Annotated in this window: 16 protein-coding genes; 5 read left to right on the top strand and 11 right to left on the bottom strand. The window is 70.3% G+C overall.

The features are described from left to right. Nucleotides 1-7: 7 nt before the first annotated feature. On the bottom strand, nt 8-529 hold the full coding sequence (locus BDK92_RS27610) for a VOC family protein (protein ID WP_121159316.1): 522 nt from the start codon (nt 527-529) through the stop codon (nt 8-10). Nucleotides 530-575: 46 nt separating this feature from the next. On the opposite strand from BDK92_RS27610, the gene BDK92_RS27605 reads away from it, so the two are divergent. Together BDK92_RS27605 and BDK92_RS27600 are read left to right on the top strand one after the other, a co-directional pair. Further along, nucleotides 576-1,052 (top strand): MarR family winged helix-turn-helix transcriptional regulator, encoded by a 477-nt coding sequence (locus tag BDK92_RS27605; RefSeq protein ID WP_121159315.1) that lies wholly within the window; start codon nt 576-578, stop codon nt 1,050-1,052. Nucleotides 1,053-1,110: 58 nt separating this feature from the next. Beyond that, complete coding sequence (locus BDK92_RS27600) at nt 1,111-3,180, top strand: tetratricopeptide repeat protein (protein ID WP_121159314.1); 2,070 nt, start codon at nt 1,111-1,113, stop codon at nt 3,178-3,180. A gap of 14 nt (nt 3,181-3,194) precedes the next feature. Here BDK92_RS27600 and BDK92_RS27595 read toward each other — a convergent pair whose 3' ends face one another. After that, nucleotides 3,195-4,610 carry a sensor histidine kinase gene (locus BDK92_RS27595; RefSeq protein ID WP_121159313.1) on the bottom strand — a complete coding sequence of 472 codons (1,416 nt, stop codon included), beginning with the start codon at nt 4,608-4,610 and terminating at the stop codon, nt 3,195-3,197. Between the two features lie 101 nt (nt 4,611-4,711). After that, nucleotides 4,712-5,371, bottom strand: coding sequence for a response regulator transcription factor (locus BDK92_RS27590; RefSeq protein WP_121159312.1), 660 nt, complete (start codon nt 5,369-5,371; stop codon nt 4,712-4,714). Between the two features lie 94 nt (nt 5,372-5,465). On the opposite strand from BDK92_RS27590, the gene BDK92_RS27585 reads away from it, so the two are divergent. Both BDK92_RS27585 and BDK92_RS27580 read left to right on the top strand, forming a co-directional pair. Beyond that, nucleotides 5,466-6,611 (top strand): LolA family protein, encoded by a 1,146-nt coding sequence (locus tag BDK92_RS27585; RefSeq protein WP_121159311.1) that lies wholly within the window; start codon nt 5,466-5,468, stop codon nt 6,609-6,611. Between the two features lie 292 nt (nt 6,612-6,903). After that, nucleotides 6,904-9,228, top strand: coding sequence for a HelD family protein (locus BDK92_RS27580; protein WP_425462266.1), 2,325 nt, complete (start codon nt 6,904-6,906; stop codon nt 9,226-9,228). Nucleotides 9,229-9,230: 2 nt separating this feature from the next. Here BDK92_RS27580 and BDK92_RS27575 read toward each other — a convergent pair whose 3' ends face one another. After that, nucleotides 9,231-9,614 (bottom strand): hypothetical protein, encoded by a 384-nt coding sequence (locus BDK92_RS27575; RefSeq protein ID WP_121159310.1) that lies wholly within the window; start codon nt 9,612-9,614, stop codon nt 9,231-9,233. A gap of 224 nt (nt 9,615-9,838) precedes the next feature. Here BDK92_RS27575 and BDK92_RS27570 point away from each other — a divergent pair, with 224 nt between their 5' ends. Then, a complete protein-coding gene (locus BDK92_RS27570; protein WP_246017275.1) occupies nt 9,839-10,243 on the top strand; it encodes a hypothetical protein in 405 nt (134 codons plus the stop codon). Between the two features lie 140 nt (nt 10,244-10,383). On the opposite strand, the gene BDK92_RS27565 is transcribed toward BDK92_RS27570, so the two are convergent. The 7 genes from BDK92_RS27565 to BDK92_RS27535 form a co-directional block, all read right to left on the bottom strand. Then, nucleotides 10,384-11,331 (bottom strand): sporulation protein, encoded by a 948-nt coding sequence (locus BDK92_RS27565; protein ID WP_121159309.1) that lies wholly within the window; start codon nt 11,329-11,331, stop codon nt 10,384-10,386. Nucleotides 11,332-11,526: 195 nt separating this feature from the next. Beyond that, on the bottom strand, nt 11,527-11,967 hold the full coding sequence (locus tag BDK92_RS27560; RefSeq protein WP_170208700.1) for a carboxypeptidase-like regulatory domain-containing protein: 441 nt from the start codon (nt 11,965-11,967) through the stop codon (nt 11,527-11,529). Nucleotides 11,968-12,109: 142 nt separating this feature from the next. Further along, the gene (locus BDK92_RS27555) at nt 12,110-13,084 is read right to left on the bottom strand and encodes a trypsin-like serine peptidase (protein WP_121159307.1); all 975 of its coding nucleotides are present in this window, start codon (nt 13,082-13,084) and stop codon (nt 12,110-12,112) included. A gap of 629 nt (nt 13,085-13,713) precedes the next feature. Beyond that, entirely contained in the window at nt 13,714-15,111 is a 1,398-nt protein-coding gene (locus BDK92_RS27550; RefSeq protein WP_121159306.1) for a cellulase family glycosylhydrolase, read from the bottom strand. 217 nt (nt 15,112-15,328) lie between these two features. Beyond that, entirely contained in the window at nt 15,329-16,717 is a 1,389-nt protein-coding gene (locus BDK92_RS27545; RefSeq protein ID WP_121159305.1) for a M1 family metallopeptidase, read from the bottom strand. A 193-nt stretch (nt 16,718-16,910) separates the two neighbouring features. After that, the gene (locus BDK92_RS27540; protein WP_425462265.1) at nt 16,911-17,516 is read right to left on the bottom strand and encodes a DinB family protein; all 606 of its coding nucleotides are present in this window, start codon (nt 17,514-17,516) and stop codon (nt 16,911-16,913) included. A gap of 45 nt (nt 17,517-17,561) precedes the next feature. Then, on the bottom strand, nt 17,562-18,635 hold the full coding sequence (locus BDK92_RS27535) for a hypothetical protein (RefSeq protein WP_147457132.1): 1,074 nt from the start codon (nt 18,633-18,635) through the stop codon (nt 17,562-17,564). Nucleotides 18,636-18,651: the final 16 nt, after the last annotated feature.

Here is an 18,651-nt window from a genome sequence, read left to right as displayed (position 1 = left end):
CCGCCCGTCAGGCCGGTACGGAGATGCCCACTCCGCCGCGCGTCTGCCCGCCGTACCGCTGCTTCTCCCGGTCGAGGTCGAGCCGGCCGATCCGCTTGCGCGCGGCGAGCGCCGCGTCGTCGAGCTGGTCGGCCGGGACCAGCCAGACCACCTCGAACTCCAGCCCGTCCGGGTCATGGGCGTAGAGGCTCTTGGTGGTGCCGTGGTCGGAACTGCCCGAGAGCGCACCCGCCTCGGCGAGCCGGGCGGCGGTCGCCGACAGCTCGTCCAGGGTGTCGACCTCCCAGGCGAGGTGGTAGAGGCCGACCGTGCCGCGCCCGGCACCGGACGGTCCGGCGTTGCCACCGACCTCGAACAGACCCAGGTCGTGGTCGTTGGTGGAGCCCGGAGCCTGGAGGAACACGGCTCCGGCGAAGTTGTCCGGCGTCATCGGGACGGGCCGGAAGCCGAGTACGTCGCGGTAGAAGGCAACGCTGCGGGCCAGGTCGCCGACGAAGAGTACGGCGTGGTTGAGGCGGTGGATACCCATGCGCCCACGGTAGCGCGAGATAGTTGAGCGTTCAACCATCCGCGTTATGCTCTACCTCATGACCCGCTGGCTCGATCCCGAGGAACAGCGCACCTGGCGGACCTTCCTCGCCGCCACCCAGGCGCTGATGGAGACGCTCGACCGGGAGCTGCAACAGGACGCCAACATGCCGCACGCCTACTACGTGATCCTGGTGCACCTCTCCGAAGCTCCCGACCGCCGGCTGCGGATGAGCGAACTGGCCGCGCGGGTGGGCTCCTCGCGCAGCCGGCTCTCGCACGCCGTCGGGCGCCTGGAACAGTTCGGCTGGGTCCGGCGCGAAGACTGTCCCACCGACCGTCGCGGGCAGCTCGCCGTCCTGACCGACCAGGGCTTCGACGAACTGGTCGCGGCCGCGCCCGGCCACGTCGAGGGAGTACGCCGGCACCTGTTCGACCCGCTCAGCCCAGCGCAGATCGACCAACTGCGGCGAATCAGCGAAGCATTGGTCGACCATCTCGACCCGAAACGTCCGGCATCATGACCAAACTGCCCCCCATCCACCTCTTGTACTGAACGTTGCTGGACCAGCACGATGGGACGTGTCTCCCGGCTTCGGCGATCTCACCCCCCAGGCGCAACAACTCGTGGCCGCCGGCGACCTGGCCGGCGCGCAGGAACTGCTCAGCGCCGCCCTCAACAGCGCCGATCCCAGCCCGGCACACGCCTCGCCGGAACTGACCGAGGCGGCCGGGCTACAGGCCAGGGTGCTGGTCGCACTCGGCGAACCGCACTCCGCCCGGGGCTGGGCCGCGTTCGCGTACGCCGCGGCCACCCGGCTGCACGGCCCGTCGGACCCACGTACGGTCGCCAGCGCGGCCACCCTCGCCGCCGTACTGCACCGGGTCGGCAGCCACGAACGGGCCGCCCGGCTCTACCGCGACGTCATCATCGAGCTGACCGCCACCGACGGTCCCGAGTCACTACGGGTCCTCGCCGCCCACGCCGACCTGGCCACAGTGGAGTACGCCCAGGGTGAGTGCCAGCTCGCGCGCAACCGGCTGGAGGACGCCTGGGAACTGCACCGCGAGGTGTACGGCGACGGCCACCTCAGCGGCATCCGGATGCTCGCCCGACTCGGCTCGATGCAGCGCGACTGCGGGCACTTCGCCGAGGCACACGAACACCTGGCCCTCGCCCGCGAACTGTGCCGCGAACACCTTCCCGCCGACCACCCGCTCGCCGTGCAGGTGGCGGCGCTCGCCCGCGCCGCGGCGAACCCGGACCACAGTTGCGCCGACGGGCAGTCGGCCGAACCGGACCGGGCGCCGGCCGGACACCTCGACCCCGCACCGTCCGCCACCACCGACGACTTCCCCGGCCCGGACAGCTACCCGGCACCCGCCGACGCCTACCCCGGCCCGGACGACCGCGCCGCCCCGACCGGCGCCCACGCCACACCGAACCACGACTACCCGGCCCCCGCCACCTCGTACGTGGCCCCGGGCACGACCCATCCACCCGCCGCCGAGCCGTACGCCGCACCCGTGGGCGGCTACCCGCCGTCCACCGGGAGCTACCCGCCGGCAGCGGCGAGCGGTGAGCACTATCCGGCTGCGGCGACGCCCCCCGGCGCCGGTCCGCCCGACCCCCCGCCACCACCACGGATGCCGCCGCCCCGGGTGCCGCCACCACGCTCCCCGGTCGACCACGGTCCCTTCGGCCCCGGTGCCTCGCCGGCCGACGCCGTCTACCCCGCGTCGGGCGAGAGCGCGGTGGAGCACGACAGCCGGTGGTGGCCCCCCGACCGGGCCGAACCCGATCCGGACGACGAACCCGCCGACGACCGCGACGGCTGGACGGCGAGCGGCCGATCGGACTGGCGTACCGACCAGTCAACCGAACGGGACAACGACTCCTGGGCCCACGAGCCCTCGGGCACGGACTGGAACCACGCGCCGGCCGGCAGCGGCTGGGATCGCGCCCCGGCCGGTGGCGGCTGGGACCACCCGCTTCCCGGTGGCGGTTCCCCACTGCCGCCCGCCGTACCGGGCATGACCGCCGCACCCGGCGACGACCGGTTCCGCACCGCCGGTACGGGCGGCGGAACCGGCACCCGCCACCTGCCGGAACGACGACAACAGGCGAAACTACCGGTCCGGATCTACCAACCGCCGCGCCGGCCACTGCGGCGAACCCTGCCGGTGATCGTCGCCGGCCTGGTGGTGGTGCTGCTCGGCACGGTTGCCGTGGTCGCCGGCTTCGCGCTGACCAGCGACTCCGACCCGGGCCCGACCGGACCGGGTCAACCGACCCCGAACGGGCCGAGCCCGGGCACGACACCGGAACAGAGCGCGCCGGCCGGCCCGGTCGCCACGCCACCGGTCACGCCCGGGGCGCCGCCCAGCGGACTCTCCCTGCGGGACAGCCGGGACAGTGTCAGCCTCAGCTGGACCTATCCGCCGGGCGCGGAGGGCCCGGTGGTGATCTCGGCCGGGCGGACCGGGCAGGACCCCAGGGCCATCCACGAACTACCCCCGGGCACCGACAGCTTCATCGTCTACTCGCTGAACCGGAACACCGACTACTGCTTCACGGTGGCCGTCGTCTACTCGGTGGACCTGGTGGGACGGAGCGAACCGGTCTGCACCAAGCGAACCGGGGCAAGCTGAGACGCCCCCGGTGTTCAGACGGCCGGCGGGCGCACGGCCGGTAGCCGTACCTCGACCCGTAGGCCCGGGCCGGAGGCGGGAGCGGGAGCAGCCCCGGGGCGGGGGCGAGGGGCGGCGTGGTCGGGACCGCCGTCGGCATCGGCGGGTCCGAGCCGGACCGTACCGCCGAGGCGGCGTACCAGCTCCCGGACGATGGCCAGGCCCAGTCCGGCTCCGCCGGCATCCCGGGTCCGGGCGTCGTCCAACCGGGTGAACCGGTCGAAGACCCGCTCCCGGTCGCTCTCCGGGATACCCGGGCCGTCGTCGGTGACGGTCACCAGGTGGAAACCCGGGTCGGCGCGCTCCGACGCGACCACGGTCAGCACCACCTCACCCGCCGCGTGCCGTACCGCGTTGTCGAGCAGGTTGGCCACCACCCGGCTCAACGCGTCCGGTTCCCCCTCGGTCCACGCCGGTACGGCGGTGGGCGTGACCCGCACCGGTGGCGACGGGTACCGCTGCGCCACCCCGCTCAGCAGTTCCACCAGCTCCACCGGCCCACTCGCCCGTCGTGGCCGGGGAACCCCGTCGTCGGCCCTGGCCAGCAGCAACAGGTCGTCGACCAGCCGGCTCAACCGGTTGGTGTCGGCGAGCAGGTCGTCGGCGACCGCCGCCCAGTCGGTACGGCCACCGAGGTGCTGCGCCACCTCCAACTGGGTACGCATGTTCGCCAGCGGGCTGCGCAGCTCGTGCGCGGCGTCGGCGACGAAGGCCCGCTGCCGGAGCCGGGCCGCCTCCAGCCGGTCCAGCATCCCGTTGAGCGTGACCGCCAACCGGTGGATCTCGTCACGGGACGCGGGTACGGGCAGTTGCCCCGGCCGGGTACCGCCGGTGATCTCCTCGGCCCCGGCCCGCAGCGCCTCCACCGGCCGCAGGGTCGCGCCGATCACCCGCCAGGCGACCACCGCCAGCAGGACCAGCAGCAGTGGGAACCCGATCGTCAGGACGGTACGCACCAGCTTCAGGCTGTGCGTGACGTCGCTCATCGACTTGGCCACGAGTACGGTCTGCGGGTCGCCTGGCGGGCCGGCGGGCACCGCGACCACGCGTACCGGTCCGGTCACTCCGAGCTGGCGTCCCGGGATGTAGGTCCCGGACCGGTCCCGGATACCGGCGATCTTGTCGCGGTCGAGCATCGGCACCAGCCGGTCGGCGTTGATGCTGGCGGCGGTGATCCGCGAGTGCGCGTCGACGACCTGCACGCGTACCTCCGCTCCGGCGACCGGCAACGGGTTCGGCAGGGCGTTCTCGGTTACCAGCATGGCGACCGCGTCGGCGGTCTTGAACGCCTCGGTGTCGACGGTGCGCTCCAGCGCGTAGCCGAGTGCCACGACCAGCAGCACGCCGCCGACGGCCAGGCCGGCCGCCAACCCCGCCACCCCGATCACCATCAACCGCGCCCGCAGGCTCAGGGTAAGGGAGGGCCCCTTCCTATCGTTTTCGGTAGCGGAAGGGGCCCTTCCCAACCGAGGGGGCAGGAGCTGGCGGAGGCTCATGTGATGGTGAGGCGGTAGCCGGCGCCACGGATCGTCTGGAGGCGGTCCCGACCGATCTTGCGGCGGAGATAACCGACGTACACCTCGACCGCGTTCGGGGCGGTCTCCAGGCTGGCATCCCAGACATGGTCGAGCAGTTCCGTCTTGGAGACCACCTCCCCGGCCCGGCGCAGCAGGTACTCCAGCAGCCCGTACTCGCGGGCGGTCAACTCGACCTCCGCACCGGCGCGGGTCACCCTCCGTCTGGCCGGATCGAGGCTGAGGTCCCCCGCGGTGAGCACCGCCGGACGCTGCGGCGCGCCACGACGCAGCAGTGCCCGGAGCCGGGCCAGCAGCACCACGTACGAGAACGGTTTGGTCAGGTAGTCGTCCGCCCCGCAGTCCAGTCCGTCGGCCTGGTCGTACTCGCCGTCCTTGGCCGAGAGCATCAGCACCGGCAGCCACTGCTCCTCGGCCCGTAGCTGGCGCACCACCCGGTAGCCGGAAAGCCCGGGCAGCATCACGTCCAGGATCATCGCGTCGTACCCACCGTGCCGGGCGAGGTCGAGACCGGTGAGCCCGTCACCGGCGATGTCGACCGCAAAACCCTCCGCCTGCAAACCCCGTTGCAGGGCGGCGGCGAGCCGCGCCTCGTCCTCCACCACCAGCAACCGCACGCGCCAAGGGTGCCACCGTCACCGGCACCAACAACACCACTTCTCAGCCGCCGCACAGCACCGGCAGGGCAACATGGGCGGCAGGAGGTACGACATGTCTGTGTTCAAGAACCGCCCGGCGCTGCGCTGGCTGGTGCCGGTCGCCGCCACGGCTGTGGTGATCGGTGGTGGCGCCGCCATCGGTACGCTCGGCGCGGCTGCCGACCCGGCCCTGCCGCCGCGCAGTGCCGCCCAACTCCTGGTCGACCTGCAGACCGCCCAGGTGGACGGTTTCTCCGGCACGGTCGTCCAGCGAGCCGACCTCGGCCTGCCCGCCCTGGCCAGCCTCGCCGGATCCGGCAGCAGCGACCTGACCGCACTGGCGTCGGGTACGCACACCCTGCGGGTCTGGTACGCCGGACCGGACCGCGCCCGGGTCGCGTTGCTCGGCACCCTCGGCGAGAGCGATTTTGTCCGCAACGGTGCTGATCTCTGGACCTGGCGCAGTCAGGACAACACGGCCACCCACTACACGCTGCCCGGGACCGCCGGGCAGGGCCCGGGCACGGCGACCGGGAAGATCCCGGCCGGCCTGCCGTCGACGCCGCAGGAGGCGGCCGACCAGGCACTGGCCGCGATCGACCCGAGCACCGAGGTGACCGTGGGGCGGGCGGCCACCATCGCCGGGCGGCACGCGTACGAGCTGATCCTGCGCCCCAGGGACACGACGTCGCTGGTGGATCAGATCCGGGTCGCGATCGACAGCAGGGAACACGTACCGCTGCGGTTCGAGGTCTTCGCCGCCGGCACGGAGAAGCCCGCCTTCGAGATGGCGTTCACCCAGGTCGACTTCGACCGGCCCGGGGACAGCCACTTCACCTTCAACCCGCCGCCGGGGACCCAGGTCACCGAGGGCACTGACCATCCGGTACGGCAGAAGCCGCGGGGCGATTCGGCGGCACCGGACGGGCTGAGCACGGTCGGCACCGGCTGGACCACCGTCCTGGTGGGTCGCCCGCCGGCCGGCGGGGCCACCGGTCCGGCACTCGGGGGCGCCCCGGCGGCCGGGGCCGCCAACGGTGCCCCGGCTGAGCTGATGAACGGTCTGCTCGACGCGTTTCCGAAGGTGAGCGGAGACTGGGGCGGTGGCCGACTCTTCACCACCAAGCTGGTGAACGTGCTGCTGCTCGACGACGGCCGGGTGCTCGCCGGCGCGGTCACCCCGCAGCGTCTGTACGAGGTGGCCAAGGGCCTGAACTGATCCCGCCCGGACCGCCACGGTCCGGAGCTGATCGGCACCATCCGCCGGTCGATGTCGCCCCCGCGGGCGGCGCCGGCCGGCTTTTGGGTTCGGGGCGGGCGGCACGGACCGGGACGCGGAGATCCCCGCCGGGTGGGGTCGATAATGGTTGCCGCAGACGACGCCGAGCGCGCCCCGGCGAAAAGGAGAATGGTCGGAGCGGGTGGTGCTGCGCTATGTTCGTCATTTGGGCATAAAAAAGAACGGCAGATAAATGCCGTTCTCGGAACACTATAGCTAATGGGGAGAAGGTTTGTCAAGGTACTCCGGCACCTCGGATGACCAGCACGCCGACGAGATCGGGCGGGAGCAGGAGTACGTCTCCATGCTCTACGGCCGGCTCGACCGGCTGCGCGACCAGGCCGCACAACGTCTGGCCGGGGAGCTGCGCAGCGACGGCGGCACGCAGCAGGCCCGCTCCCAACGGGACAGCACCATCGCCATGTACGCCGAACAGGTCGGCTCGTACGGCGCCGTGGAGAACGGCCTCTGCTTCGGGCGGCTCGACGTCGAGGAAGGGGCGCCGCGCTACATCGGGCGGATCGGCATCTTCGACGACGAGGGCGAGTACGACCCGCTGCTGATCGACTGGCGCGCACCGGCCGCCCGTTCCTTCTACCTCGCCACCGCCGCCTCCCCGGACGGAGTCCGGCGCCGTCGGCACATCCGTACCCGGTTCCGCAAGGTGGTCGGGATCAACGACGAGGTGCTCGACCTGGACGCGGCCAGGACGACCGAGCACGAGGGACTGACCGGCGAGGCGGCGTTGCTCGCCGCGGTCAACGCCCGCCGTACCGGGCGGATGAGCGACATCGTGCAGACCATCCAGGCCGAGCAGGACCGGGTGATCCGGGCCGAGCTGCCCGGGGTTCTGGTCGTCCAGGGCGGTCCGGGCACCGGCAAGACCGCGGTGGCGCTGCACCGCGCCGCGTACCTGCTCTACACGTACCGCCAGCAGCTCTCCACCCGGGGCGTGCTGGTGGTCGGCCCGAACGCCACCTTCCTGCGCTACATCTCACAGGTCCTGCCGACACTGGCCGAGACCGGCGTGCTGCTGCGTACCCTCGGTGAGCTGTTCCCCGGGGTCAAGGCGACCCGGAGCGAGCCGGCGACGGTGGCCGAGATCAAGGGGCGGCCGGTGATGACCGAGCTGCTCGCCGCCGCGATCCGCGACCGGCAGCAGGTGCCCGAGGACGGCATGGACGTGGTGGTCGAGCGGGACACCCTCCGGTTGGACCGGCAGACCGTACTCGCCGCCCGGGAGCGGGCCCGCCGTTCGGGTCGGCCGCACAACCTGGCTCAACCGCTCTTCGACATCGAGATCATCCACGCGCTGGCCCGCCAGGTCGCCGAGCGGATCGGCGCCGACCCGCTCGGCGGCGAGAACCTGCTGGAGGAGGCCGACCTCGCCGAGATCCGGCGCGAGCTGCGCGACGAAACCGGAGTGCAGGAAGCGCTCGCCGAACTCTGGCCGGTGCTCACCCCGCAGCAACTGCTGAGCGATCTGTTCGGTTCCGCCGATCGGCTCGCCGCCGCCGGAGCCGGGCTGACCGGTGACGAGCTGACCGAGGCCGAGTTGGCGCTGCTGCGCCGGGACCCCGAGGGCGGCTTCTCCCCCGCCGACGTACCGCTGCTCGACGAGAGCGCCGAACTGCTCGGCGAGGACGACCGGTCCGCGCAGGCGCTGGTCGAGCGGGAGCGACAGCAACTCATCGAGTACGCCGAGGGCGCACTCGAGATCGCGCTCGGTTCCCGCTCGATCGACCTGGAGGACGAGGCAGAGGGCGAGATCCTCAGCGTCACCGACCTGCTCGGTGCGGACGAGCTGGCCGAACGGCAGGAGACCGGGGACCGACTGACCACCGCGCAGCGGGCCGCCGCCGACCGGAAGTGGGCCTTCGGGCACATCATCGTCGACGAGGCCCAGGAACTCTCCCCGATGGCGTGGCGGCTGCTGATGCGCCGGTGCCCGAGCCGTTCGATGACGGTGGTCGGGGACGTGGCCCAGACCGGCGCGTTGGGTGGGGCCGCCTCCTGGCGTCAGGCGCTGGGGCCGTACGTGGCCGACCGGTGGCGGATCCGGGAGCTGAGCGTCAGCTACCGCACCCCGGCCGAGATCATGGAGGTGGCCGGTCGGGTGCTGGCCGAGATCGACCCGAGCCTGGAGCCGCCCCGGGCGGTACGTCGCACCGGCGTACCCCCCTGGGATCTGCGGGTCGAGCCGGGCGAGCTCGCGGACCGGCTGGTCGAGCTGGTGCTGCGGGAGGCCGGCACGATCGACGACGGACGACTCGGCGTGATCGTGCCCGAGGGCCTCGCCACCGAACTGGGTCGGGCCATCACCGACGCGGTGCCCGAGGCTGCGATCGGCGAGCACCCGGAGCTGGAGAGCCAGGTGGTGGTGCTGACCGTGCCCCAGGCCAAGGGGCTGGAGTTCGACTCCGTCCTGGTGGTGGAGCCGGAGCGGATCGTGGCCGAGTCGCCGCGCGGGCGCAGCGACCTGTACGTCGCGCTCACCCGCGCCACCCAGCGGCTCGGCGTACTGCACTGTGACGGACCGGGCATCACCGGTCGGTGAGGTTACCTACCCGCCTGACTGGCGTCGCCTGACTGGTCGCTGGTCGACCCACCGACGGGGGTGCTCATCCCGCCGGTGGTGGCGTCACCTGTGGTGGTCGGGGCCACCTTTCCCTTGCCCCGTGGCGGACCGGTCCGGCGGACACTCGCCGGGCCGGCGGTGCCCCCGGTGGTGGTCACCATGCCCCGTGGTGTCCGGGTGGGGCCGCCGTCCCGGAAGACCCCGGTGTCGGTACGGGCGTCCGCCGGGTCCTGCCAGTCCTCTTGACGGGCCTCGTGCTCGCCGTCGGTCGGTAGGGTCACCTCGTCCGGTGAGCCGTATTCGCCCCGGCCGACCCGTTCCTGGGCCTGGCGGGTGGATTTCCGCTTCTCGTCGTCTCCGCGCACTTCACACCACCTCGTGGGATGTCATCCGTACCCGTCTGCCTGCCCGCGCGGTGCGGGCCTAAACGGTCCGCGCGTGCGCCAGCGCCGGGGACACCGGCTGACCAGGTTTTTCGTTTGCCGGGAAGTGGCTCGGGTAGCCAGGTGGTGCCGCCCTCACCGTGGGCCGAGATCGGACTGCGGCCGAGGGGGCGCCGAAAGCCTCATCGAATCCTGAGGAGGAAAAGATGAGTACGCAGACTCCGTCCAGGTCGTCGCAGCGGATGTCGGATCAGCCGACGATGAACCGACCCATGTCGGACCAGCAGAATATGCAGGGCTCCTACATGCAGGACGACATGTCGAGCCGACAGATGGTCTCGGACCAGCAGATGATGTCGGGCCGGCGTGGTGACCGGAAGCCGGGCAGCGAAACCAAGCCCGCGTTCCTGACAACCGAGTTCTACGTGTTCCTGCTGGCCGTGGGTGGTGTCATCGCCGCCTCGGTGATCATCGGGGATGACAACGCGGGCCTCGACGTGTTCCGGGCCGACCGGGCGTGGTTCTTCATCGCCCTGCTGAGCATCGGTTACATGCTGAGCCGTGGTATCGCGAAGGCGGGTAACTCGTGGCGGCGCGGCGGTAACCGGTAACTCCGGTAGTGCCCAGCCGTACGGACTTCCGGCACCGACCGGAAGCGGGTAACCCCTGAGCATCACGGTGCCGCGGTCGTCAGGTTCTCCCTGGCGACCGCGGCACCATCGTCATTTCGACCGGCGTACCGGTCTCTCGCTCACTCGCCGCCGAAGTCGCCGCCGTCGTCGCCGCCGAAGGCGTCCTCGAGCAGCTCACCGGCGAGCAGACCGCCACCGAAGCCGAGCGCCGCACCGGCGACCGCGCCACCCATGCCGCCGCCACGGTGCCCGTGCCCGTAGCCGCCGTGACCGCCCTGCTTGGCCCGGCTGCCGTAGCCCGAGATCGTCTGGTTGAGCCAGCCGTCGACCACCCGGACCCAGTCGACCGACTCGACCCCGGCGTGCTGGACGGAGTAGCGGCCGAAGCTGTCGTGGCCCCCGGTGAAGAAGCCGCCCCGCTTGTCGCACTCGATGATCACGTCGACGCTGTACTGGTTGGTGACGAAGGTGAGCTCGACCTCGCGTACGACGTTCGAGTACTGCGGCGCGGCGAAGAACTCGATCTCCTGGTAGAACGGGAGCGTCTGCTGCACGCCGTGGATGTGGCCGCGCTCCAGGTCGGCGTTCTTGAACCGGAACCCAAGCTGGTTGAACGCGTCCAGAATCCGCTCGTGGACCGGCAGCGGGTGCACCGACACCTGGTCGAGGTCGCCCTTGTCCACCGCCCGCGCGATCGCGAGCTCGGTACGCAGGCCCATGGTCATCCCGTGCAGGCGCTGACCGTAGACGTCGGTGATCGGGGTTTCCCACGGCACCGGAAGCTGGAACGGGATGCTGAGCTGCTGGCCGGCGGCGAGCTGGAGCGCGCCGGTCACCGGCAGCCGGTGGAACTCCATCGTGCCGGCGTACTCGCTGTCGCCGGACTCCATCTCGACCCGGGTGACCAGGGAAAGGCTGATGTGTTCGATGTTCGCGGCGGCGTCCCCACCCCGCAGGTTCACCTGGCCCTCGAGCACCAGGCCCGGGCGGGTGTTGGGGTTGGACAGCACCGTGTCCACGCTCGGCCCACCGACCCCGAGTGCGCTTAACATCTTCTTGAAGACCATTGGCTTGACACCATCCACGGTGGATCGACGTACGACGTACCGAACAGTAGTGGTCGTCCCTGTGAGATCGCTGAGAGCAGTCGGAACATCACCCGCACGTGTCCGGACATGAAATCGGTTCAATACACGGACCTGTCACGGCGTGCGGACGCGACGCCAGGGCCGTTGACGGTGTCGGCGCTGCTCCTCGACGGGTCAGCCGAGCCTGAGGTCGAGCGTGACCGTCTGACCGACGGTCACGGTGGTGGCCTGTGGCGCGGCCCGGACCGTGGTCGAGGCCCCGACGGGCTGGACCTGGAACTCGTACCTGCCCGGCTCCAGGGTCCACTGGAAGGTGCCCTGCTTGTCGGTGGTGACCACCAGTTCCGGGATCGGACGAGCGGGGCTCTCCAGGGATTTGGGCTGGACCACGACACCGGCGACCGGTGAACCGTCGGCGCCCACGACCCGGCCGGTGACGGTGCCCCGGTTGGTGGCGGCAGCGGGATCCGCCGGGTGGCTGGACGCGGAGACCGGCGAGTCGCCGTTCGGCGCGCCGGGCGCTCCGGGTGCGGTGGCCGACGGCTGGGCGCAGGCGGACAGCACAGCGACAACAAAGACGACGGAGACGAGTGCACGTGCACGAGTTGACCGCATTGGTAGCTCCTTATAACGATCTGGACCATCTGACGCACGGGCGGTCACACCGGTTCCGTCTCCACGACGGAAAGTAGGCATCTCCGTACGCGTGGCACACAAACGGGTGGGCCGGGAAGCCCCGGCCCACCCGCTCGATCGGTCAGGCAGCCTTCCATGCCTGCATGTTGTTGAACCTCGCCTCGGTGATGCGGGTCCCGTGGTTGTACGTGTTGTGCGGGTAGCCGCTGTGCGGGAAGCCGTAGGCGTGGATCCCCATCGAGCAGTAACCCGTGCACCATGGGCTGCCCGCGGCCCGGTTCTGGTAGACCGGGCTGCCACTCATACCACCGGTGGTGTCGTTGCTGTAGAAGATCTGGTTCGCCTGGCTGACCGCGACGGTGCGAGCCACCGAGTCGCCCCGCCACTGCTCACCGAAAGGCTTCTCACCCGGGTACCCGTTGATCAGGGTGCTGGCACCGGCGAGGCTCGCCGCCTGCCACCAGTAGCCGAACCAGCCGGTGCTGTAGCCGATCGTGCAGTTGAGCTTGATCGCGGCGTAGTCGTACGCCTCGTCCCCGCTGACCGTCCAGCCGGTCACCGAGTAGAGCTGCCGGACCCCACACGAACCGTACGGGGCGGAGGAACCGTTGCGCGCCGGCCAGATGGTGAGCTGACCGGTGTACCACGAACCTCCACTACCGCCGCTGTGCACGCAGTGACCGGCGGTGGCGACGATGTCCGGCCCGTACATCCAGCCGGTGCAGTGCGCGTTGCCGTTCCGCGTGATCATGACGACCGCACGGGCCGGGAAGGAGGTGGTCGGGTTGATCCGGATCCGGTTGTCCGGACCGAAGATCGACTCCGTACCGAGAGCCGTCGCCGACGAACCGCTCGGCGCGGACAGGTTGGCCCCTACCATCTTGCCGGTGCCGGCGAACCCGGAGGTGCCGCCGACCGCCGCCCGGCTCGACACCGAGACACGTGACCCGTCGCTCGCGACCGGTGTGTCCGGACGTGCCGACCCTGGCGCCGCACTGGCCGGCGCCGTGGCGACCGTCAGGCCGGTCGCCAGTACGGTCACCGCCACCGTCATTCCGCGCAGCCAGGTCCGACCCAGTCCATTTCTTGTGTTCATTCGGGAACTCCCTTTCCCTCATGTACCCGGGCTCGAATTGAGCACGGCAGTATTCGGCTCCGGACCCCTCGGTCCGAGCTGGATATTCGATCTGATCGCGGCGAGGTTCCGTGGTCTTCGCCATCGGTGGCGCCAAGAGCCGGTCATCAACCGGTCGCCGATTCAGGCTCCCCGGACGTTTCTCGACTCGACACCCCCTGCGACGCTCCACCACTTCCACCTGCCGATATCGCTCACTGTAGAGAGACAATTACAGAGAGGGAAGGACGCCGCAACGCCATTAAGCGGGTATACCGTGTCAGATCCGCGACAAGGCGTTAAATCCCATCGGGACAGTAGAAGTCGCCCCTTCCGGAAAGAGATTCGCCGGACGTGATCATTCATGTTCAACACGTTGCACCCACGGGCGAATCAGGTCACGCCCACGGCAAATAGGGAGACGAGTTCGAGCCGTACAAACGCCGCGGCAACAACCGTAAATCGCCCCTCGGAGCTATCCGATACACGACGGTGGCCGGGTCCACGGAAATGGACCCGGCCACCGATGACCGAACCGGGGATACCCCGGCCGGTGTCACGAGAACCCGTTCACGAAGTTGGGGTGCGGCGCGCCGCACCCCGGCGGCGCCCTAGCTCGCGGCGCAGCGGAGCACGGGTACGCCGTTGTTGCCGTTCCAACTGCCCAGGAAACCGAAGTTCGTGCTCGCACCCGCGCCCAGGCTGCCGTTCCAGCTCACGTTCCGAGCGGTCACGTTGGAGCCGCTGCTGGTGATCGTGGCGTTCCAGGACTGGCTGACGGTCTGGCCGTTGCCGAAGGTCCAGGTGACAGTCCAGCCGCCGATCGCCGCGCCCCCAGCGGTCACGCGTACGTCGCCCTGGAAGCCGCCCTGCCACTGGCCGGTGATCGCGTACGTCGCGGTGCAACTGCGCGTACCCGGAGGTGGGGTGCTGGGCGGGGTGGTCGGCGGCGTGGTCGGCGGCCGGGTGGTCGGCGGCGTGGTCGGCGGGCGCGTCGTCGGCGGAGTCGTCGGATTGCCGCTGTAGACGCTCGCCTCACGGGCGGTCTGCTGGATGCCGTTGGCCCCGTTGAAGATCCGCTGGCCCCACGAGGTGAGGCTGCCGGCGTCGAAGTTCGTCACCATGTCGAGATACTCGACACCGCCCCCGTTACCGCTCCACGACCAGCCGATGTACCCGATCCCGTTGGCCTGGGTGTAGGACATGATCGTGTCCTCGTCCGGGTTGCCGTCGGAGTGGTTGTGCCCGAACTCGCCGACCACGATCGGCAGGTTGGCGCTGCGGAACCGACCGAGGTAGTCAATGATCTCGGCGGCGGTGTCGAAGACGCCGTACATGTGGACACTGAAGACCGTGTTGCGGTCCGGGTCGCTGTTGAACACCGACTGCGCGTTGTCACGCATGATGAACTGCCAGTCCTGACCCCAGTGCGGCGCGTCCACCATGATCGTGTGGTCAAAACCCGCGTCGCGCAGTCGGGTGATGGCGTTGCGGGTCGCCGTCGGCCAGGTGGCACTGACGCTGGCGTTGTTGCCGAACGGCTCGTTGCCGATGTTGAGAATGACGTAGCGCTCCTGGCCGGCCAGGGCGCTCTGGACACTGATCCAGTAACTCACCGCCTGATCGAGCGTGATCGCCGCGCTCTCCTCCCCGTACCCGGTGGTGTCGTGCGCCTCCAGCACGCAGATCAACCGGTTCTGCTTGCAGATGGAGATCACGTTGGCGACATCGCTCGCGCTGTTCTGCGTCCAACGGGCCCCGGTGCTCAGCACCACGCGTACGGTGTTCGCGCCGAGCGACTTGATGCTGGCGAAGGAACCAGTCTGGCTGGGGTACCACGTGTGCGCGTGGCTCACCCCGCGCATCACGAACGGGTTGCCGTTGGCGTCGAGCAGTTGTCCGCCGCTGACAGTGAAGCCCGCGGCGGCATGCGCCGGCTGGATGAAGGCGAGTATGGAAAGGACGAGGGCGAGCAGCGCCGTGACGGCGACAGAGATCCTTGTTTTCATGACCTACCTCAGGAAGAGCCCCTGGACGGGGAGGGACGTGAGGGTTCGGCAACTGCTGCCCGGCAGCTGCCACCCGGCTTCCTGCGGCGCAGGGATCAGCGTAGGGGCATGTATCGATGAACGCAACCGGTTAAGTTACCCGCCTCCCGGTGTAAGGAAGGGCCCCTTGTTAACGCATAGCGTTAACAAGGGGCCCTTCCTTACACGCAGCGCGGGGTTACCAGGTGGTGGGTTTGCCCGGGGTGTAGATCCAGGTCTGGAAGAAGGACTGCAACCGCTGACCGGAGACCTTCTCGGCGAGACGGACCAGGTCCTGGGTGCCGACCGTACCGTCGCGGTTCGCCGCGTACCAGGTGCGCAGCAGGGTGAAGAAGGCCCGGTCGCCGATCTTCTCCCGCAGCGCCTGGAGGGTCATCGCGCCCTTGGTGTAGACCGAACCGGCGAAGAGGTTGTCCGCACCGGGGTCACCCGGCGGCGGGTTCCAGATGCTGGAGGTGTCCGGGCGGGCGTAGTACGAGTCGAACCGGGCCGCCGCCGTGGTGCCGCCGACGTGCTCGGTCCAGAGCCACTCCGCGTACGTGGCGAAGCCCTCGTTGAGCCAGATCTCCTGCCAGCGCTCCGGGCTCACACTGTTGCCGAACCACTGGTGGGCCAGCTCGTGCGCGACCGTACCCTCCGACGGCGGGCCCGAGTAGATGGGTCGGGTCTGGGTTTCCAGGGCGTACCCGGCATCGGTGTCGTCGTCGACGATCGCCCCGAAGGAGGTGAACGGGTAGCGGCCGAAGAGACCGGCGAAGTAGCTGATCATTTCAGGGGTACGGGCCAACCCGGCGGCGGCGTCGGCCGGCAGGTCCCGGTCGATCGCGTCGATGATGGGCAGCCCGTTCGGGCCCTTGCTACGGCGCAGTTCGTAGTCGCCCACCGAGGCGGTGGAGAGGTAACTGGCCATCTGGTCGGTCGCCCGCCAGGTGAACGTGGTCCAGCCCGCCTTGGTCTTCTGGCTGACCAGTTCGCCGTTGGCCACCGCCGTCTTGCCCTCCGGAACGGTGATCCGGAAGTCGTAGCTGGCCTTGTCGGTGGGGTGGTCGTTGACCGGGTACCAGGTGGACGCGCCTTCCGGCTCGTTCGCCACGAAGGCGCCGTCCGGGGTGGACACCCAGCCGTAGAGCGCACCCTCGTTGTCGGTCGGCTGGCCGGTGGTGCCGTCGTACCTCACCACGACGGTGAACCGCTCACCGGTCGAGAACCCGTGCTTCGGTGAGATCCGCAGTTCCTGGCCGTCCCGGTCGTAGCGGGCGGAGTGCCCGTCGACGGTGACCGAACGTACGTCGAACCCGCGCAGGTCGAGGTTGAACCGGCTGAGCCGCTCGGTCGCCCGTGCGCTGATCGTGGCCACCCCGGAGAACGCCCGGGTCGCCGGCTGGTAGCGGATTTCCAGTCCATAGTGTCGTACGTCGTATCCGCCGTTGCCGGCGAGCGGGAAGTAGCCGTCGCCGACGCCCGGTGCACCGGTCCGGCTCCAGGTGGCACTGGCGGGCGCTCCGGTGACGGTGAGAATGAGGGTCGCCGCCGCCGCGACCGCCGTGATCCGTCGATTCATGTGCATAGCGCGTCACGCTAGTGCCGGCGTCGAGGACGGGGAAGAGACCGGGCCGGTACGGTACGTCCGGCCGATCCGGCGGTCGCCCGTCGGACCGGCCGGACGCCGTCATCCCCACCACAGGATGCTTACGCCAGCCGGACTCTTAACCGGTTAAGTCAGGTACGGTACCCGCGCCATCGCCAGGCAGTCAAGCTCATCACTGTCCCGTCGATCGCACAGCCGCCCCCGACTCCGGCACCGTCCCACCCTGGCCTGCCCGGTAGAGGTCCCGAAGCAACGCGATCTCGGCGCCGTGGTGGATCGCCTCCCGGTTGATGTGCAACACGAGCGAGGCGAGCGGGTACTCCGCGAACGGCCCCTCGGCCGGACCGCACGGGCGAGCCAGCCCCTCCGCCCCGAGCGCCCGTACGCCCTCGGTCCACCGGGCGTACGCCTCGTCGAGCTGCGCGAGCGCCGCCCCGGCCGTGCCCGCGTACGGGAACGAGTCGTAACTCATCGCCGGACCGTCGAAGTGGGCGGCGTTGCGCGCGCCGAAGACGCCGGCGATGATGTGGCCCAGCCGCCAGGCGATCGTCGTCACCGGCGCGGGAGTGGGCTCCGGATAGACGAAGTCGATCGTCCACTCCCCCGAACCGACCCCCTCCACCCCGCCCCTGTCCTGCCGGGGACGGACGCTCCAGCAGCCGGCGACCGGCTCCCAGAGGTACTCGTCGTCGGTGAGGCCGTCCAGACGCGGCCGCAGTTGGTTGCTCCAGTGCCAGTCGAGCTGTTCCAGCAGTTCCTGGTTCCAGTCGATGTCCATGGGACCGAGGTTACGGATCGGTCCGGACAATCGCGCCTGGAACGGTCAGGCGCGCCGTCGGAGTCCGAGTGCGACAAGGACCTGCCGGACGGTCACCCGCACCGGTCCGACCACGTCGTCGCGTAACCACCGGCCGGCTGGTACGACACCGTGTGACCAGCCCCAGCGGACGGCAGCCGCGAACGGCACCGCGCTGTGGCGCCAGAGCCAGCGCAGCGCGATCCCGACCGGCCGCAGCAGGAACCGGTGGACGAACCGCCCCAGCAGCACAGCCAGCCACCAGCCGAAACGCGCCCCGGAGATCAGCACCCGCAGCACGTACCGCAGCCCGAGCCAGATCAGCCGCGCCAGGGCGACGATCCGGCCGACCAGCCAGGCGACCGCGTACCCGATCGGGACCAGGGTGTGGCGCCCGAGCCAGGCCAGCGCGAGTCCCACCGGACGCAACAGGAACCGGTAGCCGAACCGGCCGACCAGGGCGGCGACCCACCAGCCGAACCTCACCCCATCGACCAGGGCCCGTCCCAGGTGGGCCAGTGCCGCCCAGAGCAGGCCCGACAGCCGCAGGAGCTGGCCGCCGGACCAGTGGGCGGCGACCACGAGCAGCCTGACGAGGGCCCGTACCGGTGGGGCCAGCTGACGGTGCAGCCAGCCCAGCGGCACGAGGACAAGATGGTGCGTGAGCCACACCAGCGGCAACCAGATGAGTTGGCGGGCCACCCAGAGCAGGGGCCGCCAGAGCAGGTGGACGCTCACCCAGGCCAGTTGCCGCGCCAGCCAGACCATCGGCAGCCAGAGCAGACAGCGCGCCACCCACACGAGCGGCAGCCAGAGCAGATAACGCGCCACCCACACCAGGGGGCGCCAGAGCAGATTGCGCGCCACCCAGACGAGTGGACGCCAGAGCAGACGGTCGACGGCCCAGCCCAGCGGAAGGATCAGGTAGCGGAGAAGCAGACGGCCGGCGTACCGGAGCGCCGCCCAGAGCAGTCCGAGCGGCACCAGGATGAGCGTGGCGACGACGCGTACCGGTAGTTGGATCCACCGTGGCACGTCCGGCTCCAACGGCGGGGGCGGCGCCGACGAACGGTCGGCACCGCCCACCTCTGCTTTGATCACCCGCTCGACGGTAGTG

It is taken from the genome of Micromonospora pisi (genome assembly GCF_003633685.1).
GTDB lineage: Bacteria > Actinomycetota > Actinomycetes > Mycobacteriales > Micromonosporaceae > Micromonospora_G > Micromonospora_G pisi.
Note: the sequence above shows the minus strand (reverse complement) of the source record. Positions and strands in the feature narration are given on the sequence as shown.

Bases quoted from the DNA above. Each gene is read 5' to 3' on its own strand.
- BDK92_RS27610 (WP_121159316.1), bottom strand. From the start codon at position 529: ATGGGTATCCACCGCCTCAACCACGCCGTACTCTTCGTCGGCGACCTG.
- BDK92_RS27605 (WP_121159315.1), top strand. From the start codon at position 576: ATGCTCTACCTCATGACCCGCTGGCTCGATCCCGAGGAACAGCGCACC.
- BDK92_RS27595 (WP_121159313.1), bottom strand. From the start codon at position 4,610: ATGGTGATCGGGGTGGCGGGGTTGGCGGCCGGCCTGGCCGTCGGCGGC.
- BDK92_RS27585 (WP_121159311.1), top strand. From the start codon at position 5,466: ATGTCTGTGTTCAAGAACCGCCCGGCGCTGCGCTGGCTGGTGCCGGTC.
- BDK92_RS27570 (WP_246017275.1), top strand. From the start codon at position 9,839: ATGAGTACGCAGACTCCGTCCAGGTCGTCGCAGCGGATGTCGGATCAG.
- BDK92_RS27565 (WP_121159309.1), bottom strand. From the start codon at position 11,331: ATGGTCTTCAAGAAGATGTTAAGCGCACTCGGGGTCGGTGGGCCGAGC.
- BDK92_RS27560 (WP_170208700.1), bottom strand. From the start codon at position 11,967: ATGCGGTCAACTCGTGCACGTGCACTCGTCTCCGTCGTCTTTGTTGTC.
- BDK92_RS27555 (WP_121159307.1), bottom strand. From the start codon at position 13,084: ATGAACACAAGAAATGGACTGGGTCGGACCTGGCTGCGCGGAATGACG.
- BDK92_RS27550 (WP_121159306.1), bottom strand. From the start codon at position 15,111: ATGAAAACAAGGATCTCTGTCGCCGTCACGGCGCTGCTCGCCCTCGTC.
- BDK92_RS27545 (WP_121159305.1), bottom strand. From the start codon at position 16,717: ATGCACATGAATCGACGGATCACGGCGGTCGCGGCGGCGGCGACCCTC.
- BDK92_RS27540 (WP_425462265.1), bottom strand. From the start codon at position 17,516: ATGGACATCGACTGGAACCAGGAACTGCTGGAACAGCTCGACTGGCAC.